Here is a 25,360-nt window from a genome sequence, read left to right as displayed (position 1 = left end):
TTTTTCACAAAAAGCACAGGTAACCGGAACATTTAATGCTTCCCGACGGTAACGGACTATCCTGATTCGAGAAAGAGCAGGGGAACAGGCATTTTCGTGGACTAATGAGCACACCATCTCACAGGTTCCACAACCCACACATTTATAATAATCAATAAAAAATCCCTGCGTATTCATTTCCCAACCTCCTCCGTTGTTATTGCCAGTATTTGTCTATCGCCAGCATCCACGGCATATTCTTCAACAGCGCAGGGCTGTTTATAATCCGTTTTATCTCGGATGGCGCAATCATTTTTTTCATGAAGTAAAGTAGAGGCCCCATAGCTTCCATGCTGCCAACTGCTTGAATGCCCATTATTCGCTCGTTCTTGATCAAGATACGATGGTAAGTATTCTCCGTCTCTTTCTCAATAATCTTTAGCCCTGTTCTGTCCAGTTCTTCTTCCAGCAGGCCGGCAGCCATGCATGGCTTCCCATATGCTTCTTCAGCAATTAGCTTGAGCGCTCCCGGGTAAACAATCTCCTCCCCAAGGCAGTTTCGAGCCGCGACTTCTGCCTGAGCTTTCGCGCAAGACCACAGCAAACACAAAGCGGGTTTGCCGGTAAGCAGATCCGAGGTCTCAATGCAATCTCCGCAGGCATATATTGCAGGATGGCTGGTTTTCATTTGCGAATCCACCTTTATGCCTCCCAGGCCACCTATTTCTATTCCCGCTGCTCTGGCCAGTTCCGTATTCTGACGAACGCCGGCCGCCCAGATTACAGCATCGCAGCTAATTCTACGGCAGTCGGTAATCAAACCTTCAACCTTATTTTTGCCAATTACTTCCCGGGCTTTTTCACCGGTGTGTATCTCAATGCCATTTTCCTCCAATATATTTCTTATTAGCATGGCCGGTTGCTCATCAAATAAACGCGGCATAATGCGGGGCATCATCTCGATAATGCTTACCTGACATCCCCTGGATGCTAGCGCCTCAGCCGCTTCAATACCGATGTTTCCTGATCCGATCACCACAATGCGCCTGGGATTGTGGGAGAGAATTCGGTCAATATCGTAAACAGATTTAATGACAAAATTACCGGGCAGCCCTGTTCCAGGAATATTCGGCAGTACCGGCCGGCTGCCGGAAGCTATGATTAAGCGGTCATAAAACAGCAACTCTCCACCTGCGCTTACTGCCTGACGGTCAGGTTTGATATCCTCAACCGCCTGGCCCAGGCGTATTTCAACCCGGTGTCGTTCTAACGAACTTCTGAGGAAGAGCTGGTCGCGTTTGATCCAACCGGCCAGATAATCGGGCAAAGCACAGGCGGAATAGAAGGGTATTGATTCAGCGCCCAGTATGGTAATTTCGGCTTCCGGATCGTAATCCTGGATGGTCTGGGCCGCCTGATTGCCGGCTGCACCATTGCCGATAATAATTATACGCAAAACACCTAAGCCTCCTTCCCGGAAAACTTAAAGACCTCAAGCAAGGAGGTTCCAAACCTTTGCAAAGCTGCCTGATTGCGCTTTTTATCTGCTTGATCCCCCGGGTAGTCATAAGTCAAGGCATGGTTGGGGCAATATTCAACACATAGCGGCCTTCCTCCGCACAAATCGCAATTAACCACTTTTTCCTGAATGACATCGAATACGGCTGCGTCAAACGGGCAAGCTAATTCACAAGCACGACATCCTATGCAGTGATATAAATCACGAACAGTTATATCACTGCCCGGTTGCTTGTAAATGGTGTTCATCAGGCAAGTCAAAATGCATGGCGCTTCCTCACATTGGGTGCAGCACACGGCATAGAAAGCTTCTCTTTCCATATCATTAACAATTTTGATGCGACTTTGATAATGATTCCACTGCCCACAGTGCTCAAGCGCGCAAACCAACTGGCAAAGGCCGCAGCCATCGCAAAGCGAAGTATTGTGATATAATCTTTTCTGCTTCATACCTTCTCCTCCACCAGCTAATCGCAGATCACTTATCACGGGGTGGGGATTAAATACCGAGTCTTTTTTCTGTTTCCGGCAAAGGATGTCCGGTGCCGGGGTCCCAGCCCCGGGCCTGCCAGTATTGCTCCAAAACAGCCTGTACTTTATCTTCATCCACAATATTACCGGACTGGAGTTCACGGTAAAAGCGGCGCGGGAACTTGCTATCACCGGCAACTTCTCCATGCCGGATGTTAAATAGTTTCATAAGATTCCAGGCTCTTTCCGAACCCATCATCAGTTCATCCGGACTCATAGGTATCCCGGTCATACAAGTATATATCTCGGCCAGAAGTGTGGGTCCTATAGTTTCCATTACCGGTGGTCGAATACATATACCGACCGAGTTGTATAAATTAATCAGGTCTTCCGCCCATTTGGACATAATGGCAATATCAACCGTATCACTTTCCAGGTCTATGGCTGCGGATTTTAAATTTTCAGGCATATCCAGGCGGTCATACATAGGCTTCTTAAAGCCAAATCTCTCTTTTTGGTAATGATAAAGGTTTTCATTATAACGCAAATTTTCAACCGGATTGCGACAGCGCAGATGGTCCCCGCCCCGGATATTGGTAAGCATGCCTAAGGTCCAGGTTGACCAGCGTCCACGGGGATCGATCATGGGTACCTCCACTCCCTTGACATGAATGGCATAATCATCCGCTCCCGGCCAGTGGTCTGCTGCCCTTTTTACTCCTTCTGCCAGAATATCTCCGATTCCCTGCCGCAAAGATATATCCCTTAGCAAGGCAAAGGCAGCGTCATCATCCCCGAAAGCAAGCTCGTAACCCACATCATCCTTGTTGATGATACCTTTTTGATAGAGTTCCATGGCAAAAGCAATTACGCTTCCTGAGCTGGACATATCGATACCGTAACGCTGGCACAGCTCGCTGGATTTGATGGAAGCCTCCGTACTCAGACCGACATTTGACGAATAAGATACAGTGGGGGTAATCTCCATATCCTTTACCAGCGTACCTGCGTATTTTCCTTCGTTTATTTCTGCCAAATGCCCACAGGCAATGATGCATGATTGACAGGCAATATGCCGGCTGCCGTATATATCTACTATTTGCCGCCCGGCTTTTTGCTTCCAATCCGGTAAAGTCCCCCGGGAATAATTGTGTACTGATAAAGCATTGAATCCACCGTAGGGAATGGTGGCATTCATGGTCCCATAAGCACAAAAAGCCTGGTAAGAAGATGCCGATTTTATCAACTTTTGTCCTTTGGCGCTTAACTCCAGGACCCCTTGGGGATCAGCGGGTACTATTGGTTTTGACCCTCTAACAACTACTGCCTTTAGCTTTTTGGACCCCATGACCGCCCCCATCCCGGTACGCCCAAATCCATCATAATATCCGTTTTCAATACTGGCAAAGCGCACCAGGTTTTCCCCGGCCTGACCGATTAAAATAATCTCGGCTCCATAGTGGCGAGCTCTAAGCAGGTCTATACTCTCCCATGCATCTTTGCCCCATATGAAAGAAGCTTCTTTGATTTCGATCGTGTCTTCCTCGATTAAAAGGTATACCGGTTTTTGCGCCTGGCCTTTGATAATCATCCCGTCATAACCGGCGCATTTCAAGCGAAGGCCTAAAAAGGCGCCGGAGTTTGATGATCCAAATCCGTTGCTTGCCGGGGATTTGGCCGAGACTTCCATGCGCGAGGCGGTTGGAAACGGTGTTCCGACCAAGCAGCCGACACTAAATACCAAAACATTGTCAGGGCCAAGGGGGTCAGCACCTGCGGGTATCTCATCATATAATATCCGGGCATTAAATCCGATCCCGCCTATATAGTCCCTGGCAAGGTCCGGTTCGAGCTTTCTTGTCTTTATTTTTTGAGTACTCAGATAAACTTCCAGCATTTTTCCGGCATAGCCAAACATAAACTCCCCACCCTTCTCTTCATTATCAAGGCAATTTATCTTTTCGCCTCGTATACGAATCAATCAGAAAAATAACAATTTATGTCAAGCCAATATTTATAAAGCGAATTAAATTAGATTGTATACCAATTATATATTCATAAATGGAGATTTACAAACACTTCTCAAAGCAACTTTGTTTTAATATCCACGAAAACCGTCCCTACGGGATTCTTAGAAACATTAGGTGTGCTTCCTTCTAGGGCGTTACCGCTGTCTATTGGAGCCAACCACTGGCCGTAGCTTTATTCCGACATACTCTCCGGCATATTGTTATGGAGGTTGTTAACAGGTTAAGTTTTTCAGTCCAGGCTCCCCCAGGATGAAAGCATGACTTCTAAAAAGCGTATAATTGTCAAAGATTTCGTATTGAATATATCCCCTTCATTACTTAAACAACAAAGTGAGGGTTTGATATGCTCCATAAGAAAAAAGTTATTATCGGCATCATTTTATCATTAGCTGTTATAACAATAGGGGCGGTGGCAGTCTTAATAAATGCTAATCCCAAACCAACATTAATTGCACCCGATACTAAAAAGCCCAGCAAAATACAAAATACCAGCAAAGACAGCCAAATGAACCAGCAAGAATTATCCTCAGAAAAGCTTAAGTTAAGAACAGAATACTATTACTTGCTCAAAGATCTCGATAATATGCGCTTTTTCAGCGATTTTCCACTGTCAGAAAACATCCCGGTAGAAGAACTGTTGTTATTCGGGTATATGAAAGCTTTGGAGGCAGGTTGGCAAGATGATTCCGGAGCTGTAAAGCTGGCCAACGTTAATACCTTCACCGAAAAGCACTTTAATCGTACCCTTATGAGTAACATAGATACCTCTTATTTTACTTACGATGCCAATGGCGACAGCTACATTCCGACCGGCTGGGATTTTCACGGGTCTGATCCCCACTATTTAGCCAGGATATCTAATAATCCTGATGGTTCCGTTACCGCAATTTTTGATGTATATTTGTTCGGCGAATCCGATATATTGGATAATAAATCACCTGAGGAATATATTGGCGATACCTCATTAATACCTCCAGAGCTTAAACATCTCCGGGCCGAATCTAGCTTTTACCGTAAAGCAGACAACGGCAAAACATACCTGCAGATGCTTTCATATAAGCGGCTATATGATGAAGCTAAGAACCCTATTGCTTCTAAAGCTGATGCTTCTAAATCAGTACCCTATTGCCCTGATGAGTATTTAAGTGATGACGAGTTCGTCTTCGCCAATGGAGTCCGCTTGGGCATGAGTTACGAAAAGGTAATTGAAATTCTGGGTGGTTATGATGAAGCTTTCGACAATGCTCCTGATGTTAAATCAATTATCAAAGATGGATGCCATTACGGTTTTTATCAAATTAATGACAAATATACCAACCAATCTGATTTAAAAACTGATGGGGTGTTTCGGCTTCTCAACCTATCTTCCGAGTCATATCAAGGTGAATTTCCACGGGGAATAAGGATCGGCGACAGCATTGAAGATGTACTAAATAAATTTCCCGGGAAAGACAAACAACTACGAAAATGGGCTCACCAAACTATTTATGGCAAAGATGAAATCGGAAGCCCTCGCGCTTACCTGCAGTTTACCATGTACAACGAATGCTACCGGTTTTTGGCTACCACCAGCCGACAAGTCTTAATAATAAATTTTGACAGAAAAAACCAGGTTCGCTCTGTAGAACTTCATAAAGAAGATTCATAGTGCTTAGACTTTAATCACAAATAATACTAAACGGTTAATCCCATGCGTCACGCTCTCCCCTGATAAACTCATCTGCCTCCTGGGGAGATAAGAAACATCCTTTAGCAGACCCAATAAGATTAACTAGCGACCGGGTTACCGATTGTGTATTATCACGTTCGACTACTATAGTTGCTTCAACCGTAACCCCAACAGGTAATTCTCCTGAACGAGCTTCAACCAACCCCCCGGGCTTAACTATAGTCTTTTCACGAATCGTATTTACTATGACCATAACCCCCTTTGCTTGGTATATTTAAATCAAGAACGGGGACACGAGAATGTCCCCTAAAATATTGCGGTTATATCAAATTTAGTTAACGCCTTATCAAGCGCCTCCGCGATGCTAATTATCGGAGTAATTTTTAATGATTTTAGAACATAAGCTGGCAGGTTCTCGGTCTCCCGCAGGTTATCCGCTGGCAGCAATACTTCTTTAATCCCGGCATCATATGCGGCTCTTATCTTCTGCTGTATACCACCTACCGGAAGAACTTTACCCATAATAGTTATTTCCCCGGTCATGGCCAGGTCATTACGTACAGGAACCCTCTTCAAGGCTGAGACAATACCAACCACCATGGCTATTCCTGCTGATGGCCCCTCTTTGGGAACCCCCATATACGTTGCCAGTACCGCAACATCATAATTTTCCCGCCATTGTGCCCCTATCCCCAACTCATCGTGATGAGTCTTAATATACTGAGCTGCAGCCTCTATGCTTTCCCGCATAATCTTTTGAATAGACCCCAGGGGTACAATGCGACCATGGCCTTTACTGGCCTGCATCTCAAAATGAAGCGTGCAACCATGATCACCTGCTACCGCCAATCCCAGTACTTCCCCCACCCGGGGTTCGACCGGCAGTGAAATGCGCTGGATGCGTTCCGCATCCGGCAAATTGGGAGCAAGCACTTTACCCGATGAAAGTATTTTCACCCCCAGTTTCACCCGCTCATATTCCCCCTGGGCCATCAAATGCAGCTGTTCCCTGACCCGCTGGCGCAGCTCGCAGGATAATAGCAGCACCTCTTCCAACTCTTCATCTAATACTTGCCCATCCGGAATCAGGCGCAACTCCTCCCCCGCTTTCGGAACCGATTAGCTCGGTTTTGAGTTTAACTTCCGAATCAATATAAGGTTTAAGGTCTTTTAAACGAGTAGCCAACCCTTTTTGCATTTTCCTGATTTCCTTTAACTGGGGCAGGTCGGGGATTTCTTGCTTGCAGTAGGCATAAGCGGTTTGAATTTCCCTTTCATAACGCAGGAAGGTTTTAATGTGCCGGTATCGATTCATGCGCAGGGCCAGGTCGGCAACTTCTTCTTCAAACACCTGGCTCTCGTCAAAAGCTCTATATGTAAAAACTTCCTTCAGGGCATAGAGTATCAGGTTAATATCATTGCCGCTCTCAATCTCGGTCTGGTAAAGAGCTTTAACCTGCATCACTTCCTCCTGGTAAGGATTGGATAATTCCAACATATTGAACAAGTCCTGGGCCAGGCGTTTAATCCGGCTGGCTTCCTCCCTTTCCTCGGCAAAATGCTGGCGTAGTTGCTGGCGGTATTGGGAGATTAAGGCATCATCTGGAGTCTCTTCCAGGGTAGCATTCAGCAAGCGCTCCGCATAGGGGCGCAAAATATCCCAGTTTTACGGTTTAGCCACTTTCTATACGCCGGGTCAGGCCATAATCTTTAGGTCCACCGGTTCCCATGAAATTCTTGTAAATGGAATTCAGGTTCATGCTATCGCTATCACCCAGATGACTATCGATAAAGTCCCAGATATCTTGAACATACTGGTTTTCGGAAACATCCAGTTCCCGCTAGGCGCTTTTTTTAACGATTTTTAAGCCTGTAGCAAAGTTCTGAACTGCGCTGATGTTCTGGTTGGGTTTTGCCCTGCGGGGAATACTGCCCGTTTTGACAATGCCGTTAATTATCTTTACCCCGTCTTCTTTTTTGAAAGAAGATGGTCCGTCAAATTTAATATCCCGGGATTCATAAATACCAGACAAGACCCGGTCAACCAGCGGTGTAACAATGGCAGTCAATTCCCCACCGGGGTTAAAGTTCATCTGGCTATTGTCGCGTGCATCAAAATGCCCGCGTCCGTACGCGGAACGGATAATACGCACTATTTTGCCCATATCCGCTTTCAGCTGCTCAGCTACCCAATTTATTATGGTCCGGGCGTCCTCGCTTTCGTTGCCACTATTATCTTGAATAAGTTTTAAGTAGGTGTTTTCTTCCGGGGTAGAATCGGGCTGGCGTTCAACCATAACTACATTGGCCAGTTCCTCGGCACTTAAACCCTACATCTTTCTATGAGCAACATAATAGAGGAGATTCCTACAATCTCAGTGTTATCGCCATGTTCGTGTGGATGGGATTTCTGGCCTATTACTCCGGTATTGGTACCCGGCTGTATGTATTTGCTTATAAAATGGTGGGGCAGCGGCCCGGAGGACTGGCCATAGCCACCCAGGCGGCCTGTGCTGTTTTTGGCGCTATATGTGGTTCTAATACGGCTACCGCTGCTACCATGGGCGCTATAGCTCTGCCGGAGATGAAAAAATACCAGTATGAAGATGCTATGGCTACAGCCAGTGTTGCCGCTGGTGGAGATGTTAACCATAGTTATACTTACCCGCCGTAATCCCGACCTGGGACCTGCAGGACCGAAGGCTAATTGGCAGGAACGATTGGTTGCATTAAAAGGCGGGTTGGGCGAGGTTTTGATTATCTTTGCCATATCCATGGGCAGGCTTTTTGCAGGCTGGTTTACCCCTACCGAAGCAGGAGCGGTAGGTGCTGCCGGGGTTTTACTGGTATCATTGCTGGGACGCTCCCTGAACTGGGAAGGATTTAAAAAATCTCTCCTGGATACTACCAAAACTACGGCCATGATAATGCTACTTATTGCCGGAGCCGTAATATTTGGCCGCTTTATGGCCATAAGCCGGATACCCTTTGCGCTGGCCAGTTGGGCGGGAGATCTGGCTCTGCCGGCAGCAGCAATTATGGCTATCATATTGTTGATATATTTTGTGCTGGGCTGTTTTATTGATGCTCTGGCTCTGGTATTGCTTACCATCCCCATTTTTTATCCTATAGTAGTAAATAACCTGGGCTATGACCCTATCTGGTTCGGGGTTATAATTGTGCTGGTAGTGGCGATGAGGGTAATAACCCCGCCGGTAGGAATGAATGTCTATATCATCAAGGGAGTAGCCCCCGATGTTCCTCTGGAAACCATTTTCAAAGGCATCTGGCCTTTCCTGCTGGCTATCGTAGTTTGTTTAGCCATTCTAATTACTTTCCCTGCCATAAGTACCGTGTTGCCTAATCTAATGAAATAGGTGAAGAAAACTGTCATTTGCCATTCCTGCACCGAATGAAAATCCCGTCAGCAGTAATAACTTTCTGCCATTTACCCTATAAACCAATTTGCAAATAGCTTATCACTTACCTATTCCTAAATTTTATATAGAAAAATTGGATGAGAGATTGTTGTAAACTTTTTGAGGTCGAGTTATACTTGTTAAAAAGGGATATTATTTTTTATCTCCGAGCTGTTTTTACCTGTAACTTCTTTAAGTCATGGTAAACAGCCTATGGGTATATCTGGAAACGGATAGGCCTCCCGTGTTTGGAAAGGAGAACGCTCAAGGTACGGGTAATGCCTGGAAGGCTTTTTGTAGCGTTCCAGGCATTTTTTTGTGGGAAGAGATGGGCTGGGGAGAGAACATGGATAACACTATTTTACGGGTTGAAAATATCAATTTTGCCTATAAAAAACGGCAGGTACTGAACGGAATCAGTTTTTCGGTTAAGGCCGGTTGTTTTTGTGCTCTGCTGGGACCCAATGGTTCGGGAAAGACTACCCTGTTAAAGTGTATCAACCAAATATTGTTCCAGGATAGCGGAAATATTCTTTTAGATGGGCAAACTGCGAGTAGCCTTGGCCGACGAGATATTGCCCGCCTGGTAGCTATGGTTCCCCAACAAACCCATCTGGTATTTGGATTCAGTGTAATGGAACTGGTAGTAATGGGACGTAGTAGTAGTTTGGGAACTACCGGTTTACCTGGACGACAGGATTACCATAGGGCGCAAACCGCACTGGAAGAGTTGGGAATTAGCCATCTGGCTCAGCGGAAGTTTAATGAACTGAGCGGCGGAGAACGCCAGCTGGTACTGCTGGCTCGGGCACTGTGTCAGGAGCCCCGTATTCTTCTGTTGGACGAGCCCACTTCTCACCTGGATTTTAAGAACCAATTTCTGATTTTAAATAAGGTGCGAGGGCTTACCCGGGATAGAGGGCTGGCAAGCTTAATCAGTATCCATGATCCTAACCAGGCAGCTCGTTATTGCGATTCGGTAGTAATGTTAAAAGATGGCGCAGTTTTAAAACAAGGTTTAGTACAGGAGGTTTTTCAGCCCCTTTCCCTGGCTGAATTATATGGAATGGAGGTGGTGGTTCAGCGAAGTAGTACCGGCAGTGATTTTGTCTTGCCCCGTTATTACTAGCAGCAATGAGAAAAAGCTGGATGCTTTGCGGTTTACATAAGAATCAAGGTCTGTATTGGATCATGTCGAGAATATATGAAGTAAGGGGAGTGTATGATGAAAGCTTTTCGTAATTCAGTAATGCTTATTCTAATGGTGGCTTTGCTGGCTTTGCCAGGGTGTGGAAAACCAGCTACAGCACCACAGAATGAAGGCGCGAAAGCGGTATCGAGCATAGTTGTAAAAGATGGCTTGAACCGCGATGTCAAAATTGATGGAAACGTGGAAAGCATTGTATCCAGCTATGGTATTGCACTGCATATGGTAGTGGCTCTGGGAGCAGCGGATCTTATCCAGGCCATTGATGTACCTTCCATGAAGAGTGATTTTTTTAAGGCTACTATACCGCAAAATGCACAGGGTAAATCAGTAGGTAGCCCCCGAGAACTAAACATTGAAGAGGTAGCGGCGCTGGATCCTGATCTGGTTCTGGTTCCCGGTCGCAACCAGGAGATGGTTGAAAGTCTGGAGAAAAGAGGTATCACGGTATTTGGTGTAGTAGCTGAAACCCCTCAGGAGTTGAATTTAACCATGTTAAATCTGGGCAAAGCCCTGGGACGGGAACAAGTTGCCCAGGAGTTTGTAGACTACTATGATCAGACCATTAAGGATGTTAAAGACCGGTTGGCCGGGCTGGAAAAGTCACAGCGTCCCCGCGTATATCTGGTTGGCCCAATGGGTATCCTATCTACCTGTTCCTCGGATATGTACCAACACGAATTGATTGCGATGTGTGGAGGCGAAAATGTAGCTGCCCAGCTGCAAGGGAAACTGGATGGGCATGGTTGGCTGGAAATTCCTGCTGAGCAACTCATAACCTGGGATCCCGAAGTGATACTGGTAGTTCAGTATTCCGGGGCTAAGCCTGCGGATATCCTTAATGACAGCCGCTTTAGGAACATCCAGGCGGTAAAGGACAAGAAGGTTTACTGGTTCCCATCTGATCTCAATCCCTGGGATTACCCCTCACCGCAGGCCGTTTTGGGCGTAAAATGGCTGGCAGCCACCCTGCACCCGGATTGCTTTGAAAATGTGAATATGCAGGTGGAGGCGGATAATTTCTTCAACCGCTTCTATGGTAAGAGCTTTACTGGCATGGGGGGAAAGTTATAAAAGCGGGGGCCGTTTAAAATATGAAAGCGCAACGCTTGGTGCTGCTGGGGCTAATAGTCCTGGCAGCTACGGCCCTTTTCACTATGCTAGTGGGCCGTTACAGTGCAGATTTATCTACAGTACTGCAAATATTTAAACTACATTTATACCATATTGCCATTCCCGAAGATTTAGTCAGTGCCGATATTGTTATATGGTCGGTGCGTCTGCCCCGTCTGCTGATGGCGGCTATGGTGGGTGCGGCGCTATCAGCATCGGGAGCCGTTCTGCAAGGGATATTTCGTAATCCCCTGGTATCGCCTGATATCCTGGGTGTATCTTCTGGAGCCAGTTTTGGCGCAGGTTTAGCAATTCTCCTGATAGGAACTTCTACCCTGGCGGTATCATTTTTTGCCTTTGTGGGAGGATTGGCGGCAGTTACCCTGGCCTATCAAATTGGGCGGCGGGGGCAGAATACTATTACTACTCTGGTTCTGGCCGGAGTAATTATTTCTGCGCTTTTTTCGGCGGCGCTGTCTTTTCTAAAATATGTTGCTGATCCCTATGAACAGCTTCCGGCCATTGTTTTTTGGACCATGGGGGGCTTTAATAATATTGACTGGGCAGATCTGGGGCGTGCATTTCCTTTGGTGGCAGGAGGCTTGCTACTTCTGTACCTATTCCGCTGGCGTCTGAATCTCCTGGCTCTGGGAGAAGAAGAGGCCATGGGTTTAGGTGTCAATGTAAAAAGGGCGTTGCCCCTATTTGTGCTACTGGCTACTCTGGTGGTGGCAGCTTCCATCTCTGCCTGTGGTACTATTGGCTGGGTAGGTCTGGTGGTACCACATATGGCTCGTATCATGATTGGTCCTGATCACAAACATATGCTCCCCTTTTCTATGATTGTGGGAGCAGTTTTCATGCTATTAATGGATACTCTGGCCCGAACGATTACTGGTGCAGAAATTCCCATCAGCATTATGACTTCACTGGTGGGAGCACCTTTTTTGGGCTATCTCCTGCTCCGAGAGCAGGACAAAGAGTGGAACGGTTAAGAAAGAGGTGAGTTTATGTCTATTTTTTGCGAGTATTGCGAGTGGCACTGTCATTTAGGGAAGGAACAGGAGGGGTATTGTAAAATGTACCGGGAAGAGCAGGGGAAGGTGGTGGAAATTTATCCCTTCGCCTGGAATTCTTTTGGGGTTACACATATCGAATCTCTGCCCTTTTTCCATGCCTATCCAGGAAGCCGCAGTCTGCTGCTAGGCAGTGCCGGCTGCAATTTTGACTGCCAGTATTGCTCCAATGCTCATGTCGCCAGAGTTAATCCCAAGTCGGTAAATCTCTGGCACCTGCAACCAGAAAAACTACTTACCAAAGCACGTCAGAGTGGATGCCATAATATTGTCTTTGCCATCAATGAACCTACCGTATCCTGGCCTTCCCTGCGAGCCCTGGGGGAAACAGCCCGGGAACAGGGGATAGAGATGGGATGTATGAGCAACGGTTATTTTACCCCTCGCGTGGCTAATGAAATGGCGGAAACATTTTCCTTTATAAATATAAGCCTTAAGGCTATGAACCGTGATTTTTACCAACGCTATATCCGGGTTACTGATATAGCGCCGGTACTGCGTAATATTGCCTATTTGGCTGAACATACCCACCTGGAGATTACCACTCCAATAATTCAGGGTTTGAATGATGGTGATATCCCCAGTGCAGCTTCATTTATTGCTTCCCAGGATCCGGAAATTCCCTGGCACGTTTTCCGGCTGCTGCCAGAGTACCAAATGAAAGATATGTTGGCTCCATCCATTGAGGCTATCGAATATGCTCTGCAGGAACAAGAAAACAAACTGGCGTATATTTACTTCGGCAATTTCGTAGGCTCAGAATGGGTTAACACTGTTTGTCCAGACTGCGGCAAGGTATTGGTGGAGCGGATTAACCTGGGAGGTTGTGGAGCCAAATCCCTGGCTTGCCATTTGCAAGGCGATTGTTGCCCATCCTGCGGGCGGCGGTTGCGTTTGTTGGGTGAATGGACATCATGGAATAAGGGAGGTGCCCAGATTGGAAAAAATAGCAGTTATTGATGTAGGGGAGTGGCAGACCAGTTTGGATTTTCGTACCGGAAAAAAGCTAGACCCCATTCCGGTTGAACCAGGAGTGCAGGCCCTGCAGAAGCTGTTGCGCTCTTATCCCTATCCGGGTGATTTATCCCCTGACAGTTTAGCCTGGGTCAGCAATTTGGGCCTGGAGCTTATCCATCTTTTTGAACCCCGTTTTATTTTTCTTAGTTATGCTACTCCGTTTTTCCTTTCTACCTTTGCCTTATCGGAAAGCTATAACTGGAAGGAAGTGGCCCATGAGTGTATAGAACAGGCCTGCAATTTTGCCCGGGTGGCAGGCTTTACCCCGGTTATTGTGGGTACTGGTTCAACTCGTCCCCTGGAGGGGGAGATCGATCTTACCTATCTGGATGGACTAGCCATTGGTACTGGTATGGGCGTTTCATATGCGGGACTCTATAATCCTTCTGTTGCAGATCTTAAGATGCTGGCAGGTGACTCCCGGGTGAAAAAGATAATTCCCCAAGTTACTATTCAAGCGGAGTGGCCCTGTCAACCTGATTTTGCCCGGCGCCTGCCGGATTATCTACTGGTTGCTCAGCCCGGATTTCAGTTCCGGGGTATGGGAACTATGTCACGAAAAATATATCGTATTAGCAGTCATGATCCTTTTATACCGGTACTCAGCCCGCGACCTCTGGATGATATAACTGGTATTGCTCCATTGGTAAGGGAACTGCTGAAAACGGAAAGGGTGGCTCTAATTATTCTGGAAGGAATAGGTAGTGAGGATTTTCCCACAGAGCAACAACTAATCAACAACCAATATTCCTGGTACACATATAGCCCTGGTGATGCCCAATACCTGGCTATCACTAGTGGTATTCACTTGCCCGGCCAACAATACCCGCCGGGAAACCGTTGTTATGATGAAGATGGTGCTGAAAAGCCTTATCCTTTCTCTGGTATTTATCATTCCATGCCAGAAAAGGTAATCGGCTCTGACCCCGGTTTGCAAAGTGTAGCAGTAGGCAGTCGCAGTATTCTCACCCATCTGGCTAGTGGCGCTCGGGTTTGTGTGGAATGCTTTGCCCGTACTTTATACAATTATGGAATTATGGGAATTATTGAAGAAAGATAGTGGGGGATAGAAGAATAGATAATATAGATAGGATATTATTCCAAAAAGTCGCGGGGGATGCGCAAAAAAACCGAGACTGATGTGGAGATGCCGTCGTTGGTTGAATCTGATATTTCCAAAAAGGCCTTTCGTAGAAACTGGGCTCGTCTGATTCAAAAGATTTATCATATAGATCGCCACAGTCCAGGTATTTATATATGACGTCCAGTACATAAGGCCGCCAATAACCATAGTCCTGTTGGTACCTATCATCCCAGGTGCCCACCAGTTCCTCGAAATGCGCTTCCACACACCGATAATATTGGCTTTTGCGGGGGATTCGGGCTGCATAAACGTCAGTGTTCATAATGCAGGCAGGTATCATATGCCACCATCCTTAAATGGAACATGCGTTCTATTTAAGGTACCGTATATTACCAGGAAAATCAAGAACGGTTATAAAAAGAGACTATTGCATTGCAAACCGCCATCCTATGCCTGTGCCTCCACCCGCTTCACCAGAATAAATGATGTGGCTCAAGTATACTAGTATACGGTATCATAAATAACGTTGTATATATAACTAAACCGATAATTGCTAAACTCCCGACCCTGCAACAGGACATTAATGCCGGTGCGAGAATTATCGCAGCACTCCGTTACGGCATCGTGCAGGGCTATATAGGCAGTGGAGTAAGCAGCGATGAGTGCAGTAATGGAATCAGGCGCAACTCCTCCCCCGCTTTCGGAACCGATTAGCTCGGTTTTGAGTTTAACTTCCGAATCAATATAAGGTTTAAGGTCTTTTAAACGAGTAGCCAACCCTTTTTGCATTTTCCTGATTTCCTTTAACTGGGGCAGGTCGGGGATTTCTTGCTTGCAGTAGGCATAAGCGGTTTGAATTTCCCTTTCATAACGCAGGAAGGTTTTTTCCAGTTTCCAACAGCAACTGTTCTTTTATGCTTTCCAGTATGTATTCGCTCAGGCGCTTCCCTTTATCACTAATACCAACTGCTCCACCACCTGAACCGACCAGGGTTTTGGCCACCACCAGAATTCCTTTTTGAGGGTGAGTACTCTTCTTTTTTAATCCTTCCTCCCAAAAGCGATAAATGGAATCGCGCTTTCCCTGGCCACCGGCCCTCTCTTTTTCCCTGATCATATTCCAAAGCACTTCATTTCCCAGAGCCAGAGCCGCCAGGAAACAAAGCAGGAGTGCCCGCAGGGTGCTTCGCATGAGCAACACCTACGGTTTGTTCGGTTTAACGATTTCGTTCTTCCTGCTACCAGGTTTGACATTCGGTATATGAAACACTGCCGCTTGAAATAATACTTCCAGGAGGTGGTGGCTTGTTTCCGGAAAAGATTTTTTATGAGCCCCCGGTTTTACATTACGAATTGGGGAAGCAACTGCAAGAAAAATTTGCCCATATACCCTGGATAGCTATTGAAAACCATAATAATATCGAAGAATTGCGCAAGAATCCCAATAAAGAATTTGTGCACATGAAACGTTATTTGATCCTGGGAGTACGCAAGAGTTTAAAATATACCCCCAATCATAAAGTCTCGGATTTTCTGGTGCCCTATACCTCATCGGGCTGCAGCGCCATGTGTCTTTATTGCTATTTGGTATGCAATTATAATAAATGCTCCTATTTGCGGCTTTTTGTCAATCGCGAGCAAATGCTGGATAAATTAATGAAGACTGCCAATCGTTCACCCGGGGATTTAACCTTTGAGATCGGCAGCAACAGCGACCTGCTTTTAGAGAACAGCATAAGCGGGAATCTAGAATGGACCATAGAGAATTTCGCCGGAAGCAAAAAAGGTTTTATAACTTTTCCCACCAAGTTCGATATGGTAGAAGCTCTGCTCCCTTTGAATCATGGAGGCAGAACCATAATGCGCATGAGTGTCAATCCTCAACCGATTATTCAAAGGCTGGAGTTCGGTACCTCCTCCTTGACGGGCCGAATCCGGGCCCTGGAGCAAATGCATGATGCAGGCTATAAGGTAGGAATTTTGATAGCACCGGTAGTATTGCTGGATAACTGGCAAGAGCTTTATTCGCAACTCATTGAGCAGTTGGCTGACGAACTGCCGGATAAACTAAAAAAGGAATTGTTCATAGAAATCATCTTTATGACTTACAGCTATATCCACCGGGCTATTAATGCCGAAGCATTTCCTAACGCTGTCAAATTGTATGATAAATCCCTTATGACCGGGCGAGGACGGGGAAAATACTGCTATCGCTCCGATATCCGCTTGCAGGCCGAAGAATACCTGAAGGAGCTCCTGGAGCAAAAGCTCAACGGTATACCGGTAATATATATAGTTTAAGGCGGCCAGAGGAATGTGCTGCAGCGTTTGTTGAGAATATATTTCCATTATCCGCCGGGCTTCATAGTAAGTCTGTCCAAAAGCAGATGTACCAGGACGTTAGAAAATAATGCAGCTTTGTAATACTTTAACATAACTTTTGTTCTTCACGGAGCTTGCCAGCTTGTTGTCAGCAGTCCAGAACTCACACTCTTTTCCGTTTTGTTTTGCCATAATTTCCGCTACAGCCAGGTAAGCCGCATCATATAAAGTAGGCAGTTCCTCTTTATCCGCTATCTGCCAGGCTGCTCGCATAACAGAAACACCATTTATGAAGGTAATAACCCCGAAGCTATTAAAAGCTTCCCAGGCAGTCTCGGCCTGTTTCGGATTTATTAACCTTCTGTTTACCTTTTTTCTTAAGACGCTCCCCACTTCAGCCCAGGCAAAGTCAGGCAAAACAACAGTCATCCTCTCATTAATTACCCTCTCCAGCAAGGTAACCGCCTTGTCGCTATCCTCTTCATTAACCAGAACTTTTATCAAAACGCTGCTGTCAAGACATATATAGCTACTCACTCCGCTCCTCCCCCTCCCGCAATCGTCTGATCAATGGAGTGGAATCTGGCTGGGGCTTCATTTCACCCCTTAATTTGGCCAATCGCTGAAGAGTGTCTTTCGCTTTTTCTGTTTTTTCGTAGCTCTCCGCCTTTTTTGCTTTTGCTTGTAGTTCTTCAAAAACTTTAGCTTCTATGATGTAAGCAACAGGTTTTGATCTCTTCAACAAAACTATGGGTTCCTTTGTTTCAATGACTTGAGTAATTATTTTACTGATATTTTGTCTTACCTCCGTAACATTAAACATGGCATTTAATCACACTCCTGTTAATAGTCTTACTTTATTATATCATAGAAAAAACATCGGCAGCAAAATTTAGCCATTAAAACATTTGATTTAATTACCTCAGCACAAAGCTGCATCCTTCCGCACTCCTGGACCGCCCCCCGCTTTGCCGATATTCAATTACACTTCTCCCGAGTTTGACAGTTGGGGTAAAAGAAAAACCAAATAGAGGCCAAAGATGCATCCCCATGCTGCCAATTTTTTATTTTTAACAGGCAGGATTAGCCATTTTTTTGTCTAAATTAAAATTTAGCAAACTTACGCATTAATCTCAGAAGAAAAATAAGGAGATTAAATTTAGAAGGGGGTTTTGTATTGAACAAATTTCGTGTTGTTGCCGCTTGCTTGATTGCCCTGCTGCTGGCAATCATGATACCGGCATCATTCAATGCCGCTGAAAATCCTGCCCTGAGCAATACCAGGCTTACCGCCCGCAGCGAGATATGGAAGGCCATCAACGCCGGGAATGCCGGTAGCGGCACCGTTGCAGTCATGGAGAACGGCAAAATCGTCTATGCCGAAGGTTTTGGCATGGCTGACCGGGAGCGGAGCATCTCCGTTGATAAAAATACCCTATTCAATATCGGCTCGATCAGCAAGGTTTATTGTGCTACAGCCATTATGCTGCTGGTAGATGAGGGCAAGGTAGAGCTCGACCAGCCGGTGACTGCCTACCTGCCGGAATTCACCATGGAAGATGAACGCTATAAAGACATCACCGTCCGAATGCTGCTCAACCATTCCTCGGGTTTGCCCGGTACCATCGGTTCCAATAGTTTTGGTTTTGAATATCATAAAGAATATTACCAGGATGTACTGGATACCCTGGCAAAATCTCATCTCAAACATCGGCCAGGCGAAATGGCACCTTATTGCAATGACGGTTTTACCCTGGCGGAGATGATAGTTGCCCGGATTTCCGGAAAAAGCTACCTTCAATTTCTAAGTGAGCGGGTATTTGAACCCCTGGGCTTAAACCATACCGGTCCGGGTGTTGGCCAACGGCAGGGACTAAAAGAGGGATCCGTGGCCAGGTATTATACCACTGACGGTAAAAGCGAGCCGCTGGAAGTAGTATCGTTATTGGGTTCGGGCGGCCTGTCAGCGACGCCGGAGGATTTATGCAAGTTCGCCGATACATTTTCCGCTTCCGGTCCCCAGATACTTTCACCGGCATCCCTGGCGGAAATGAGAAAGGGGCAACCCGCCGAGTCCTATATGCAACTCAAACAACCGGAGCTGAGTTTTGGACTGGGCTGGGATTTGACGGAGATTGCTCACTATAAAGCAAAAGGTATAAATGTTTTGGGCAAGAGCGGCGGTACCGGCAACTATAGTTCGATGCTTTATACCATTCCAGATAAAAGAATATCGGTCGCCGTCATTTTTACCGGTCCCCAAAGCAACGCTATGGTAATCGCCGCTTCCATCATGGAAGCTTTTCTTTGCGAAAATGGTCTTTTCGATAAAACACCTGCGGTGTTGAAGCTGCCGCTCAAAGCCCAGTCTCTTCCGTCTGAACTGGCGAATTATGAAGGTTATTATTCCAACGGCAGCGTTCTTAAGCGCTTGAAGGTTGATCGGGCGGAGAATAAGCTGACTGTCTATATGCTGGAAGGCGGCCAGGAGACAGAAATCCTATCAGCGATTTATAATGATGGCTATTTTCACAACCAGAGAGACAAGTACTATTTCATAACGCTGGGCGGCAGGCAATATTTCGTACAGCATTCGGCTACACTCGCCGTTGATATGATTGCCAGCCAAAAACTGGAGCCTGTGGCCAAAGCAAGCGAATTGAAGATATCTGTCGATAAGCGGAAGTGGCTGCGGCGTAATGCCAAAGCCTACGAGGCAAGAATGCTGGTGTCGGGGCATATTATAACTTCGCGGCAGTTCAGTGAACTCCCGGGCTATATCGACTTCGACGGCATAAAACGGGTCATCTCCCCGACATCTGCAGGAATGGCCATTAATTCCATGCGCGACCTGACCGAGCTTGGATTAAGTGAGAAGGACGGAATAAGCTGGGCCTGGATTTCCGGGATGCTGTATACGCCCGCCGATGCGGTTCAATCGCTGGCAAGCGGCGATACCAACATAACTACCGGCCGGGAAGGTTATAATGAATGGCGGAAGGTGGCGGAAGACAGCATACTCGATTTCCAAATCCCCAACAAAGGCCGTGTTATCGTTTTTGACCCTGATGGCCAAGCCATTTACGATAGCGCCGTAGATAGCGGCGAAGTACTGGCAACGACTGGCAGTTTTGTCGAAGTGGCCGGCAATCCGGGGGCTACCTTCAAGCTAAGCGCAAGCAGCCCATTGTAATAGGATAGATAAAGGACCTTTCCGTCTCTATACAGCGGATGGGTCCTTTTTATTTTTGGCTTACAAAACAATTTCCGCTGTTTTCCCTATATCCGCCAGACTTTTATTCCCCAAAGAACAAACCCAGCAATTTACCTCCAGATTCAATCAAACAGGCTGTTCAACATGTTTAGCAGTAATTTGCGGATATGCTAAAACAAAACAGCGATTTCACTATTCATCCAGTTTAATTTAACAGTGTCAGGAGTAAAACCGGTAATTGTTTTTACCCTGATTTTTAGCCTGGTACATGGCCTGGTCGGCATTATGTATCAGGATTTCCAAATCTTCCCCATCATCGGGGTATATACTGATACCCAGGCTAGCTCCAATCATTAAGCGGTAGCCTTCGACCTCAAAGGGTTCTGAAAAGGTGCCCATTATTCTTTCCGCTACCCCTATTAGCGACTCACGAGAAACGCGGGTGAGCAGAACAACAAATTCATCGCCCCCGAGCCGTGATAGCAAGTCATTTCCCCGCAGCAAGTTCTTGAGACGAGCGGCCACCATCTTTAGCAGAATATCTCCGGTATTATGACCAAATTGGTCATTAACCGCTTTGAATGAATCCAAATCAATAAATACAATAGCCAGGTTCTGAGCAAAATGACGGCTGCTGGCCTGGCAATGAGCAAAATAGTACTCCAACATACTGCGGTTGGCTAATCCCGTCAAAGTATCATAATAAGCCTTCTGCTTTATATTCTCTTCTTCTTGCTTTTGCTCGCTGACATCAATAATCAGGCCCGTCAGCCTTTTCACTTTACCTGCTTGATCCATGACCGGGATCCCTAGCCGCTGTATCCACCTGACCCGTCCATCGGTCAACATGATTCGGTATTCCAGCATGCTTTTCCGGCCCGCCATTAATTCTTTATCTGCTTCCCGCAGAAGCAAGATGTCATAGGGATGAACCATTTTTGACCAGAGTGTTGGGTTTAGCATTAAATCCCTGGCTTTGCAGCAGGTTATACTTTCAATACTGTTCGAAAAAGAATAACTGCCGCTATAGGGGTCTAATGCCCAGGTAGCAATATTAAGTTCATCGAGGATTTTCTTAAGGTTGGCATCTTCCGGGGTGGATTGGCGAACGAATTTATGATGGCGCAGGTACGCTAACAGGAGGATAATAGCTGCAATTAAACCAAGCCAACCTAAAATACTATAGATATTAAATTCCTCATTCATACCAATATTTATAGCAAAAAAAGAGAACATAACGATTATCAAACTTTTATATGCTCCTACTCCATGATTATTCATTAAATCTTGTTATTTTTTATAATTATCGGTAAATGGGTTGAATTAATGCAGCACCTGCTAAATCACCGCTTTATTGCTATATTTCTTTTTAAGCATCGGAAAAAACTGCGGAGCAGTTTCAACACACCGCTGCAACAAGGCGGGGGACCCTTTTGATTTCTTCTATATTAGAGCCGATTTGTATCATAACATGCTACTATAATTCAGGGGCGTGAGAAAGGCGAGAATCTTGGCTGGCAGAATTTCATTCGTTATGTGGACGGAAAATCGGTGTTCGTTCCGGTAAGTGAGGAGGATGATTTAAAATACCGGCTGGAGAATATTAATTTTTACCACCTTTTGTTGTAATATTATATATATGGTAAAGTGAATCGAAAGCTTTTGCCTGGAGCTTAAGATCAACTTTTGTGAAGGAGGGGGAAAATATGACCAGCATTGGAATTATTGGAGGAGGCAAGGGAGGAACCACAATCCTGGGTGCATTCCATGAAATTGAGGAGTTCAGAGTCTTAGGCCTGTGTGATGTTAATGCTAAAGCTCCGGGAATAAAGTTGGCCAGAGAATTAGGGGTACCCGCCTTTCATGATTTAGGTGAGTTGTTGCGCATACCCGGGCTGGAGGTCATCATTGAAGCCACTGGCAGTGAAAAGGTACGGGATATGGCCCTGGCTATGAAGCCGGCTTCCGCTTTGCTAATGGATTCCCATATGGCTAATATGATGATGACTTTTGTAGAAGGACACGAACGAATATTGAAAAAAGCCCGCAGTAAGAAAGAAGCTTTCCGGACATCGGCACCTTTTCTCACCCCTACCTACGGAAAAGATGGGGTTATCTATTTTACTACCAATACCGAGCGTTATGATTTTGTGGAAAACCATAACATGGATATTGCCGGCATACGAATGGGAGAACCCCTGGTGAAAAACGGTGTTGTTCAACGCTGCATTCAAACCCGCCAAGCGATAAGCGAAACGGTAAATGAAAAGATTTACGGTATTAGTTTGAATCTATGGGCGGCTCCTATATTTGAGGATGATGATGAACACAATGCCGTGGTGGGAACATACGGCGTATTTGCACCCCGGCTTCACCCGGTAGTTAAAGCTTTCGATATTTTTGCGCCCATTATAATTGACTCTCAACCTGAAGGGGCCTGGGTAGGAGCCAGCGACACGGAGAAAGTCCTGTGCCGCATGGGCTCGGAAAAATTTGATACCAATGTGGTGGTTGGCTTGCCGATATCGGAAGTTAAAACCGCTATGCAAACAATACAGGCCCGGAAAAGGGTACAGGTTGATATCAACACCAGAAAGCTAGGCAATATTCGCATGATAAGCATTCCGCTCTTTGATGAGGAAAGCGGTGAGTTGGTAGGAACTTTTGGCATAACCACGCCACGCAATCTGGCCAGCAATCTGCAGAATGCGGCTGACAAATTGAGAAGCCATACCGATGATATGGCCCGGGTGATGCAGCAAATTGCCACTTCAGCCGGAGAGATTAATATTACCGAAAGTAAACTGGCAGATATTATCAAGTCTATACAGGAAAACCTGGAAAATATCGTTAGAGTACTGTCTTTCACCAAGGATGTAGCCAATCAAACCAAGATGCTGGGTATGAATGCAGCAATTGAAGCAGCCCGGGCCGGAGACCTCGGCAAAGGCTTCGGGGTAGTGGCCGGAGAAATCAGAAAGCTATCCGATCAATCGAAGCAGACTGCTGACGAAATCGGCCAGTTAACTCGGGCCATTGAAATCAGGATTAAGGACGCGGTCGAAGCTTCACAGGGAACCGTTATGCAAAGTCAGGAACAGGCGGCTGCTACTCAGGAAGTTACTGCTACGGTCATGGAGATGTCTGAAGTAGCGGAGAAACTAGCCACTCTGGCTAAATCATTATAACGAGGCTAAATCTGAAAGAAATTCTTTCATCACGTTTTGTGCCTGAGCGTTAGCGAAAGGAATGGTTATAAATATGTAAGAACGCATGCAAGAAAATGTGACGGGAGCATGTATATTTAAGCATAGAAAGAAACTTAATAGGTAACCAGCCGTCTAAAGAAACGGGGACATATTTCACCTCGTTATAAGCTGCAAATTATATGAAAATATGGAGGACGAGGAATTGAGAAGGATTTTTATTATAAGTTTACTGGTCCTGGGACTGTTCCTGATTCCGCTGGCAGCGGAGCTGGAAAAGACTTGGGCCGCTACTGTAACCGGCCAGGCTCTGAGCAGCGATATACACGCCTATGTTAACGGGCAGATGCTCCCCTGCCTAATCATTAACGACCGGACCGCTATCGTGGCCGAGGACCTGCGCAGCTGTGGCTTTGATGTGATTTGGGAACCGGTGGAACGGAAATTGGAGATCAGTGAAAACACCAGCCACCCCACAGGCAAAACAGGCTCCCGGACAACAACCGACTATGCCGCATTTGCGGGAAAAGATAGAATGATTCTGGCAAGCGATATCAAAACCTTCCTTCAGCAGAAAGAAATTGCTTCCTTCAATATAGATGGTTATACCGCTATTTATCTCAGCGAACTGGCAGCCTACGGAGAAGTAAAATGGGACCCGCTGCAACGGGTGGCCCGTTTTGACTCCAGTCGGCGTTCAGGAGATACCATACTGGCAGAAAGCAGCGAAGAGGCCAATTTGATTGCCGAGGAGATTGACCGACGGGAAGGAATTATCGAGTTCCACGGGGAAAAACTATTATACCAAAACCAGCAGGTAGGCTATGCTCATAACGGAAAGGCGATGGTTTCCCTGGACTGGATGGCCGGGTGGTTGGGATACCAGGTCCAGTCCAAGCAGAATAGCTATCTGGTCAAAAGGGGATCTCATTCATTCCAGGTAAAAGCTGGCGAACGCCAGGTTCAGGTCTTCTATGACGGAAGCCCGGCTAAAATCGTCGAATTGTACGAAGTGCCGTCCCTCATTTCGACCAGACTCTATCTATATTCCCTGGACCTGGAAAACCTATTTGGCCTGGACAGCCAGTGGAATAACGAAAAGCGCCAGTGGAAAGTCCGCTATGCAGATTATCGGATTAAGGAGTTGGGCAACTACCTGGGGGGAAGTTCTTGCACCATTAAAGCCCAGTATTCGGAATTGCTATCAGGATTTAATACTCCACCTGAATTGTCGGTCAAAAACATCACCCTGATTTCCGAAGGCTCTGATAAAGGGGGCTATGCTTATGTTTCCGGCGATGGAAAGAATTATGCCGCAACCGTATCGCTGAAGGTTCTTAGCGATAATGAAATACAGATATGCCTGGGAAAGAAAAACCGGGTGCTATTCTACAAGCAAATGACTCTGCGGGGGGAAGTGCAAAACCACCAACTGGAAAGACAAAAAATCATCGGCCCCTTTACCGAATATAGCCTGGTGAAGCCGGAACAAGGATTCATACAGGTTAAGCAGAATAGTTTTATGGTCGAAGGGCAGGTAGGCTTCACCAATGAAGCTGTGATTCATATTTTGCCAGCTAAAATCGACCAGGCTTCCGGGATAATTACCGAACTGCCGGAACAGACCTTGTCGCTGCAAGAACAGAAATTCTCCGGTCCGGTGGCTTTAAATGCCGGACCCGGACTCTACCGCATATTTTTTCAAGTACAAAACAATGGACTGCATGGAGTAGTAGCAACCACCCGCTTTGGGGAATTCTATCTTGATTATCATTAAGCAAGAGCATAAGGGGAAGGTTCTTTTGTGCTCCAGGAATCCACACGAACCCTCAAGCTATCATTCCCAGAGATGGAAATAGCAGCAAAACTACTTGTTGGATTGGTGGCATGAAGTGAAGCGGGATAAGGTTTTGCAATGGTAAATGAGCAGGTTTTTTTGAGCGAGGAACAGGATAGGCCCCCGAAGAATTTTGTTTCCAAAGAAGTCTTTAGCTTTTTATTACGTAAATTGTCATTATCCAAGGAAAAATGTTGG

Annotated in this window: 23 protein-coding genes, 1 pseudogene and 1 riboswitch; of the genes and pseudogenes, 11 read left to right on the top strand and 13 right to left on the bottom strand. The window is 46.1% G+C overall.

Annotated elements, in window-relative coordinates; genetic code table 11:
- From AWB54_RS13960 to AWB54_RS13945, 4 genes are all read right to left on the bottom strand, one after another.
- A partial coding sequence (locus AWB54_RS13960) for a 4Fe-4S binding protein (protein WP_162839420.1) occupies positions 1-177 on the bottom strand: 177 nt, incomplete at its 3' end.
- Positions 178-196: 19 nt separating this feature from the next.
- Entirely contained in the window at positions 197-1,435 is a 1,239-nt protein-coding gene (locus tag AWB54_RS13955; protein WP_061215213.1) for an NAD(P)/FAD-dependent oxidoreductase, read from the bottom strand.
- Positions 1,436-1,440: 5 nt separating this feature from the next.
- Positions 1,441-1,947 carry a 4Fe-4S dicluster domain-containing protein gene (locus AWB54_RS13950; RefSeq protein WP_061215212.1) on the bottom strand — a complete coding sequence of 169 codons (507 nt, stop codon included), beginning with the start codon at positions 1,945-1,947 and terminating at the stop codon, positions 1,441-1,443.
- Between the two features lie 49 nt (positions 1,948-1,996).
- Positions 1,997-3,886 carry an aldehyde ferredoxin oxidoreductase family protein gene (locus AWB54_RS13945; RefSeq protein ID WP_061215211.1) on the bottom strand — a complete coding sequence of 630 codons (1,890 nt, stop codon included), beginning with the start codon at positions 3,884-3,886 and terminating at the stop codon, positions 1,997-1,999.
- Positions 3,887-4,341: 455 nt separating this feature from the next.
- Between AWB54_RS13945 and AWB54_RS13940 the strand changes: the two genes are divergently transcribed.
- On the top strand, positions 4,342-5,646 hold the full coding sequence (locus AWB54_RS13940) for a hypothetical protein (RefSeq protein WP_061215210.1): 1,305 nt from the start codon (positions 4,342-4,344) through the stop codon (positions 5,644-5,646).
- Between the two features lie 34 nt (positions 5,647-5,680).
- Here AWB54_RS13940 and AWB54_RS13935 read toward each other — a convergent pair whose 3' ends face one another.
- From AWB54_RS13935 to AWB54_RS13920, 4 genes are all read right to left on the bottom strand, one after another.
- Complete coding sequence (locus tag AWB54_RS13935; RefSeq protein WP_201785630.1) at positions 5,681-5,920, bottom strand: hypothetical protein; 240 nt, start codon at positions 5,918-5,920, stop codon at positions 5,681-5,683.
- Positions 5,921-5,973: 53 nt separating this feature from the next.
- Positions 5,974-6,762, bottom strand: a complete 789-nt coding sequence (locus AWB54_RS13930; protein WP_061215209.1) for a S16 family serine protease — start codon at positions 6,760-6,762, stop codon at positions 5,974-5,976.
- Positions 6,728-7,321 (bottom strand): hypothetical protein, encoded by a 594-nt coding sequence (locus AWB54_RS13925; protein WP_061215208.1) that lies wholly within the window; start codon positions 7,319-7,321, stop codon positions 6,728-6,730. Before AWB54_RS13925 ends, AWB54_RS13930 begins: the two co-directional genes overlap by 35 nt.
- 187 nt (positions 7,322-7,508) lie before the next feature.
- The gene (locus AWB54_RS13920; RefSeq protein WP_061215207.1) at positions 7,509-7,964 is read right to left on the bottom strand and encodes a hypothetical protein; all 456 of its coding nucleotides are present in this window, start codon (positions 7,962-7,964) and stop codon (positions 7,509-7,511) included.
- Between the two features lie 47 nt (positions 7,965-8,011).
- Between AWB54_RS13920 and AWB54_RS13915 the strand changes: the two are divergent.
- The 6 genes and pseudogenes from AWB54_RS13915 to AWB54_RS13895 form a co-directional block, all read left to right on the top strand.
- A pseudogene (locus AWB54_RS13915) lies at positions 8,012-9,044 on the top strand (TRAP transporter large permease); the annotation flags it as partial.
- A gap of 194 nt (positions 9,045-9,238) precedes the next feature.
- Positions 9,239-9,361, top strand: a riboswitch (molybdenum cofactor riboswitch).
- Positions 9,331-10,215, top strand: coding sequence for an ABC transporter ATP-binding protein (locus tag AWB54_RS15490; protein ID WP_153014746.1), 885 nt, complete (start codon positions 9,331-9,333; stop codon positions 10,213-10,215). Its footprint overlaps the riboswitch before it by 31 nt.
- A 93-nt stretch (positions 10,216-10,308) precedes the next feature.
- Positions 10,309-11,367: an ABC transporter substrate-binding protein gene (locus tag AWB54_RS13910; protein WP_082736237.1), complete on the top strand. Its 1,059-nt coding sequence runs from the start codon at positions 10,309-10,311 to the stop codon at positions 11,365-11,367.
- A gap of 20 nt (positions 11,368-11,387) precedes the next feature.
- On the top strand, positions 11,388-12,401 hold the full coding sequence (locus AWB54_RS13905; protein WP_061215205.1) for a FecCD family ABC transporter permease: 1,014 nt from the start codon (positions 11,388-11,390) through the stop codon (positions 12,399-12,401).
- Between the two features lie 84 nt (positions 12,402-12,485).
- The gene (locus AWB54_RS13900; RefSeq protein ID WP_061215204.1) at positions 12,486-13,442 is read left to right on the top strand and encodes a radical SAM protein; all 957 of its coding nucleotides are present in this window, start codon (positions 12,486-12,488) and stop codon (positions 13,440-13,442) included.
- Positions 13,420-14,559, top strand: coding sequence for a hypothetical protein (locus AWB54_RS13895; protein ID WP_061215203.1), 1,140 nt, complete (start codon positions 13,420-13,422; stop codon positions 14,557-14,559). The genes AWB54_RS13900 and AWB54_RS13895 overlap by 23 nt, the downstream gene beginning before the upstream one ends.
- Before the next feature lie 525 nt (positions 14,560-15,084).
- Here AWB54_RS13895 and AWB54_RS13885 read toward each other — a convergent pair.
- On the bottom strand, positions 15,085-15,372 hold the full coding sequence (locus tag AWB54_RS13885) for a hypothetical protein (protein WP_061215201.1): 288 nt from the start codon (positions 15,370-15,372) through the stop codon (positions 15,085-15,087).
- 76 nt (positions 15,373-15,448) lie between these two features.
- Positions 15,449-15,775, bottom strand: coding sequence for a hypothetical protein (locus AWB54_RS13880; RefSeq protein ID WP_061215200.1), 327 nt, complete (start codon positions 15,773-15,775; stop codon positions 15,449-15,451).
- Positions 15,776-15,888: 113 nt separating this feature from the next.
- Here AWB54_RS13880 and AWB54_RS13875 point away from each other — a divergent pair, with 113 nt between their 5' ends.
- Entirely contained in the window at positions 15,889-16,884 is a 996-nt protein-coding gene (locus tag AWB54_RS13875) for an SPL family radical SAM protein (RefSeq protein ID WP_061215199.1), read from the top strand.
- Between the two features lie 99 nt (positions 16,885-16,983).
- Here AWB54_RS13875 and AWB54_RS13870 read toward each other — a convergent pair whose 3' ends face one another.
- Together AWB54_RS13870 and AWB54_RS13865 are read right to left on the bottom strand one after the other, a co-directional pair.
- On the bottom strand, positions 16,984-17,442 hold the full coding sequence (locus tag AWB54_RS13870) for a type II toxin-antitoxin system VapC family toxin (RefSeq protein ID WP_061215198.1): 459 nt from the start codon (positions 17,440-17,442) through the stop codon (positions 16,984-16,986).
- On the bottom strand, positions 17,435-17,728 hold the full coding sequence (locus tag AWB54_RS13865) for a type II toxin-antitoxin system Phd/YefM family antitoxin (protein WP_061215197.1): 294 nt from the start codon (positions 17,726-17,728) through the stop codon (positions 17,435-17,437). The genes AWB54_RS13870 and AWB54_RS13865 overlap by 8 nt, the downstream gene beginning before the upstream one ends.
- Before the next feature lie 354 nt (positions 17,729-18,082).
- On the opposite strand from AWB54_RS13865, the gene AWB54_RS13860 reads away from it, so the two are divergent.
- The gene (locus AWB54_RS13860; RefSeq protein ID WP_061215196.1) at positions 18,083-20,098 is read left to right on the top strand and encodes a serine hydrolase domain-containing protein; all 2,016 of its coding nucleotides are present in this window, start codon (positions 18,083-18,085) and stop codon (positions 20,096-20,098) included.
- 240 nt (positions 20,099-20,338) lie between these two features.
- Here the strand turns inward: AWB54_RS13860 and AWB54_RS13855 are convergent, their stop codons facing one another.
- Complete coding sequence (locus AWB54_RS13855; RefSeq protein WP_061215195.1) at positions 20,339-21,367, bottom strand: sensor domain-containing diguanylate cyclase; 1,029 nt, start codon at positions 21,365-21,367, stop codon at positions 20,339-20,341.
- 458 nt (positions 21,368-21,825) lie between these two features.
- On the opposite strand from AWB54_RS13855, the gene AWB54_RS13850 reads away from it, so the two are divergent.
- Positions 21,826-23,307, top strand: coding sequence for a methyl-accepting chemotaxis protein (locus AWB54_RS13850; RefSeq protein ID WP_061215194.1), 1,482 nt, complete (start codon positions 21,826-21,828; stop codon positions 23,305-23,307).
- A gap of 223 nt (positions 23,308-23,530) precedes the next feature.
- Positions 23,531-25,102 (top strand): hypothetical protein, encoded by a 1,572-nt coding sequence (locus AWB54_RS13845; RefSeq protein ID WP_061215193.1) that lies wholly within the window; start codon positions 23,531-23,533, stop codon positions 25,100-25,102.
- The last annotated feature ends 258 nt before the right edge of the window (positions 25,103-25,360 follow it).

The organism is Syntrophomonas wolfei subsp. methylbutyratica, assembly GCF_001570625.1.
GTDB lineage: Bacteria > Bacillota > Syntrophomonadia > Syntrophomonadales > Syntrophomonadaceae > Syntrophomonas > Syntrophomonas methylbutyratica.
The sequence above is the reverse complement of the archived record's forward strand: the minus strand, read 5'-3'. Positions and strand labels throughout refer to the sequence as shown.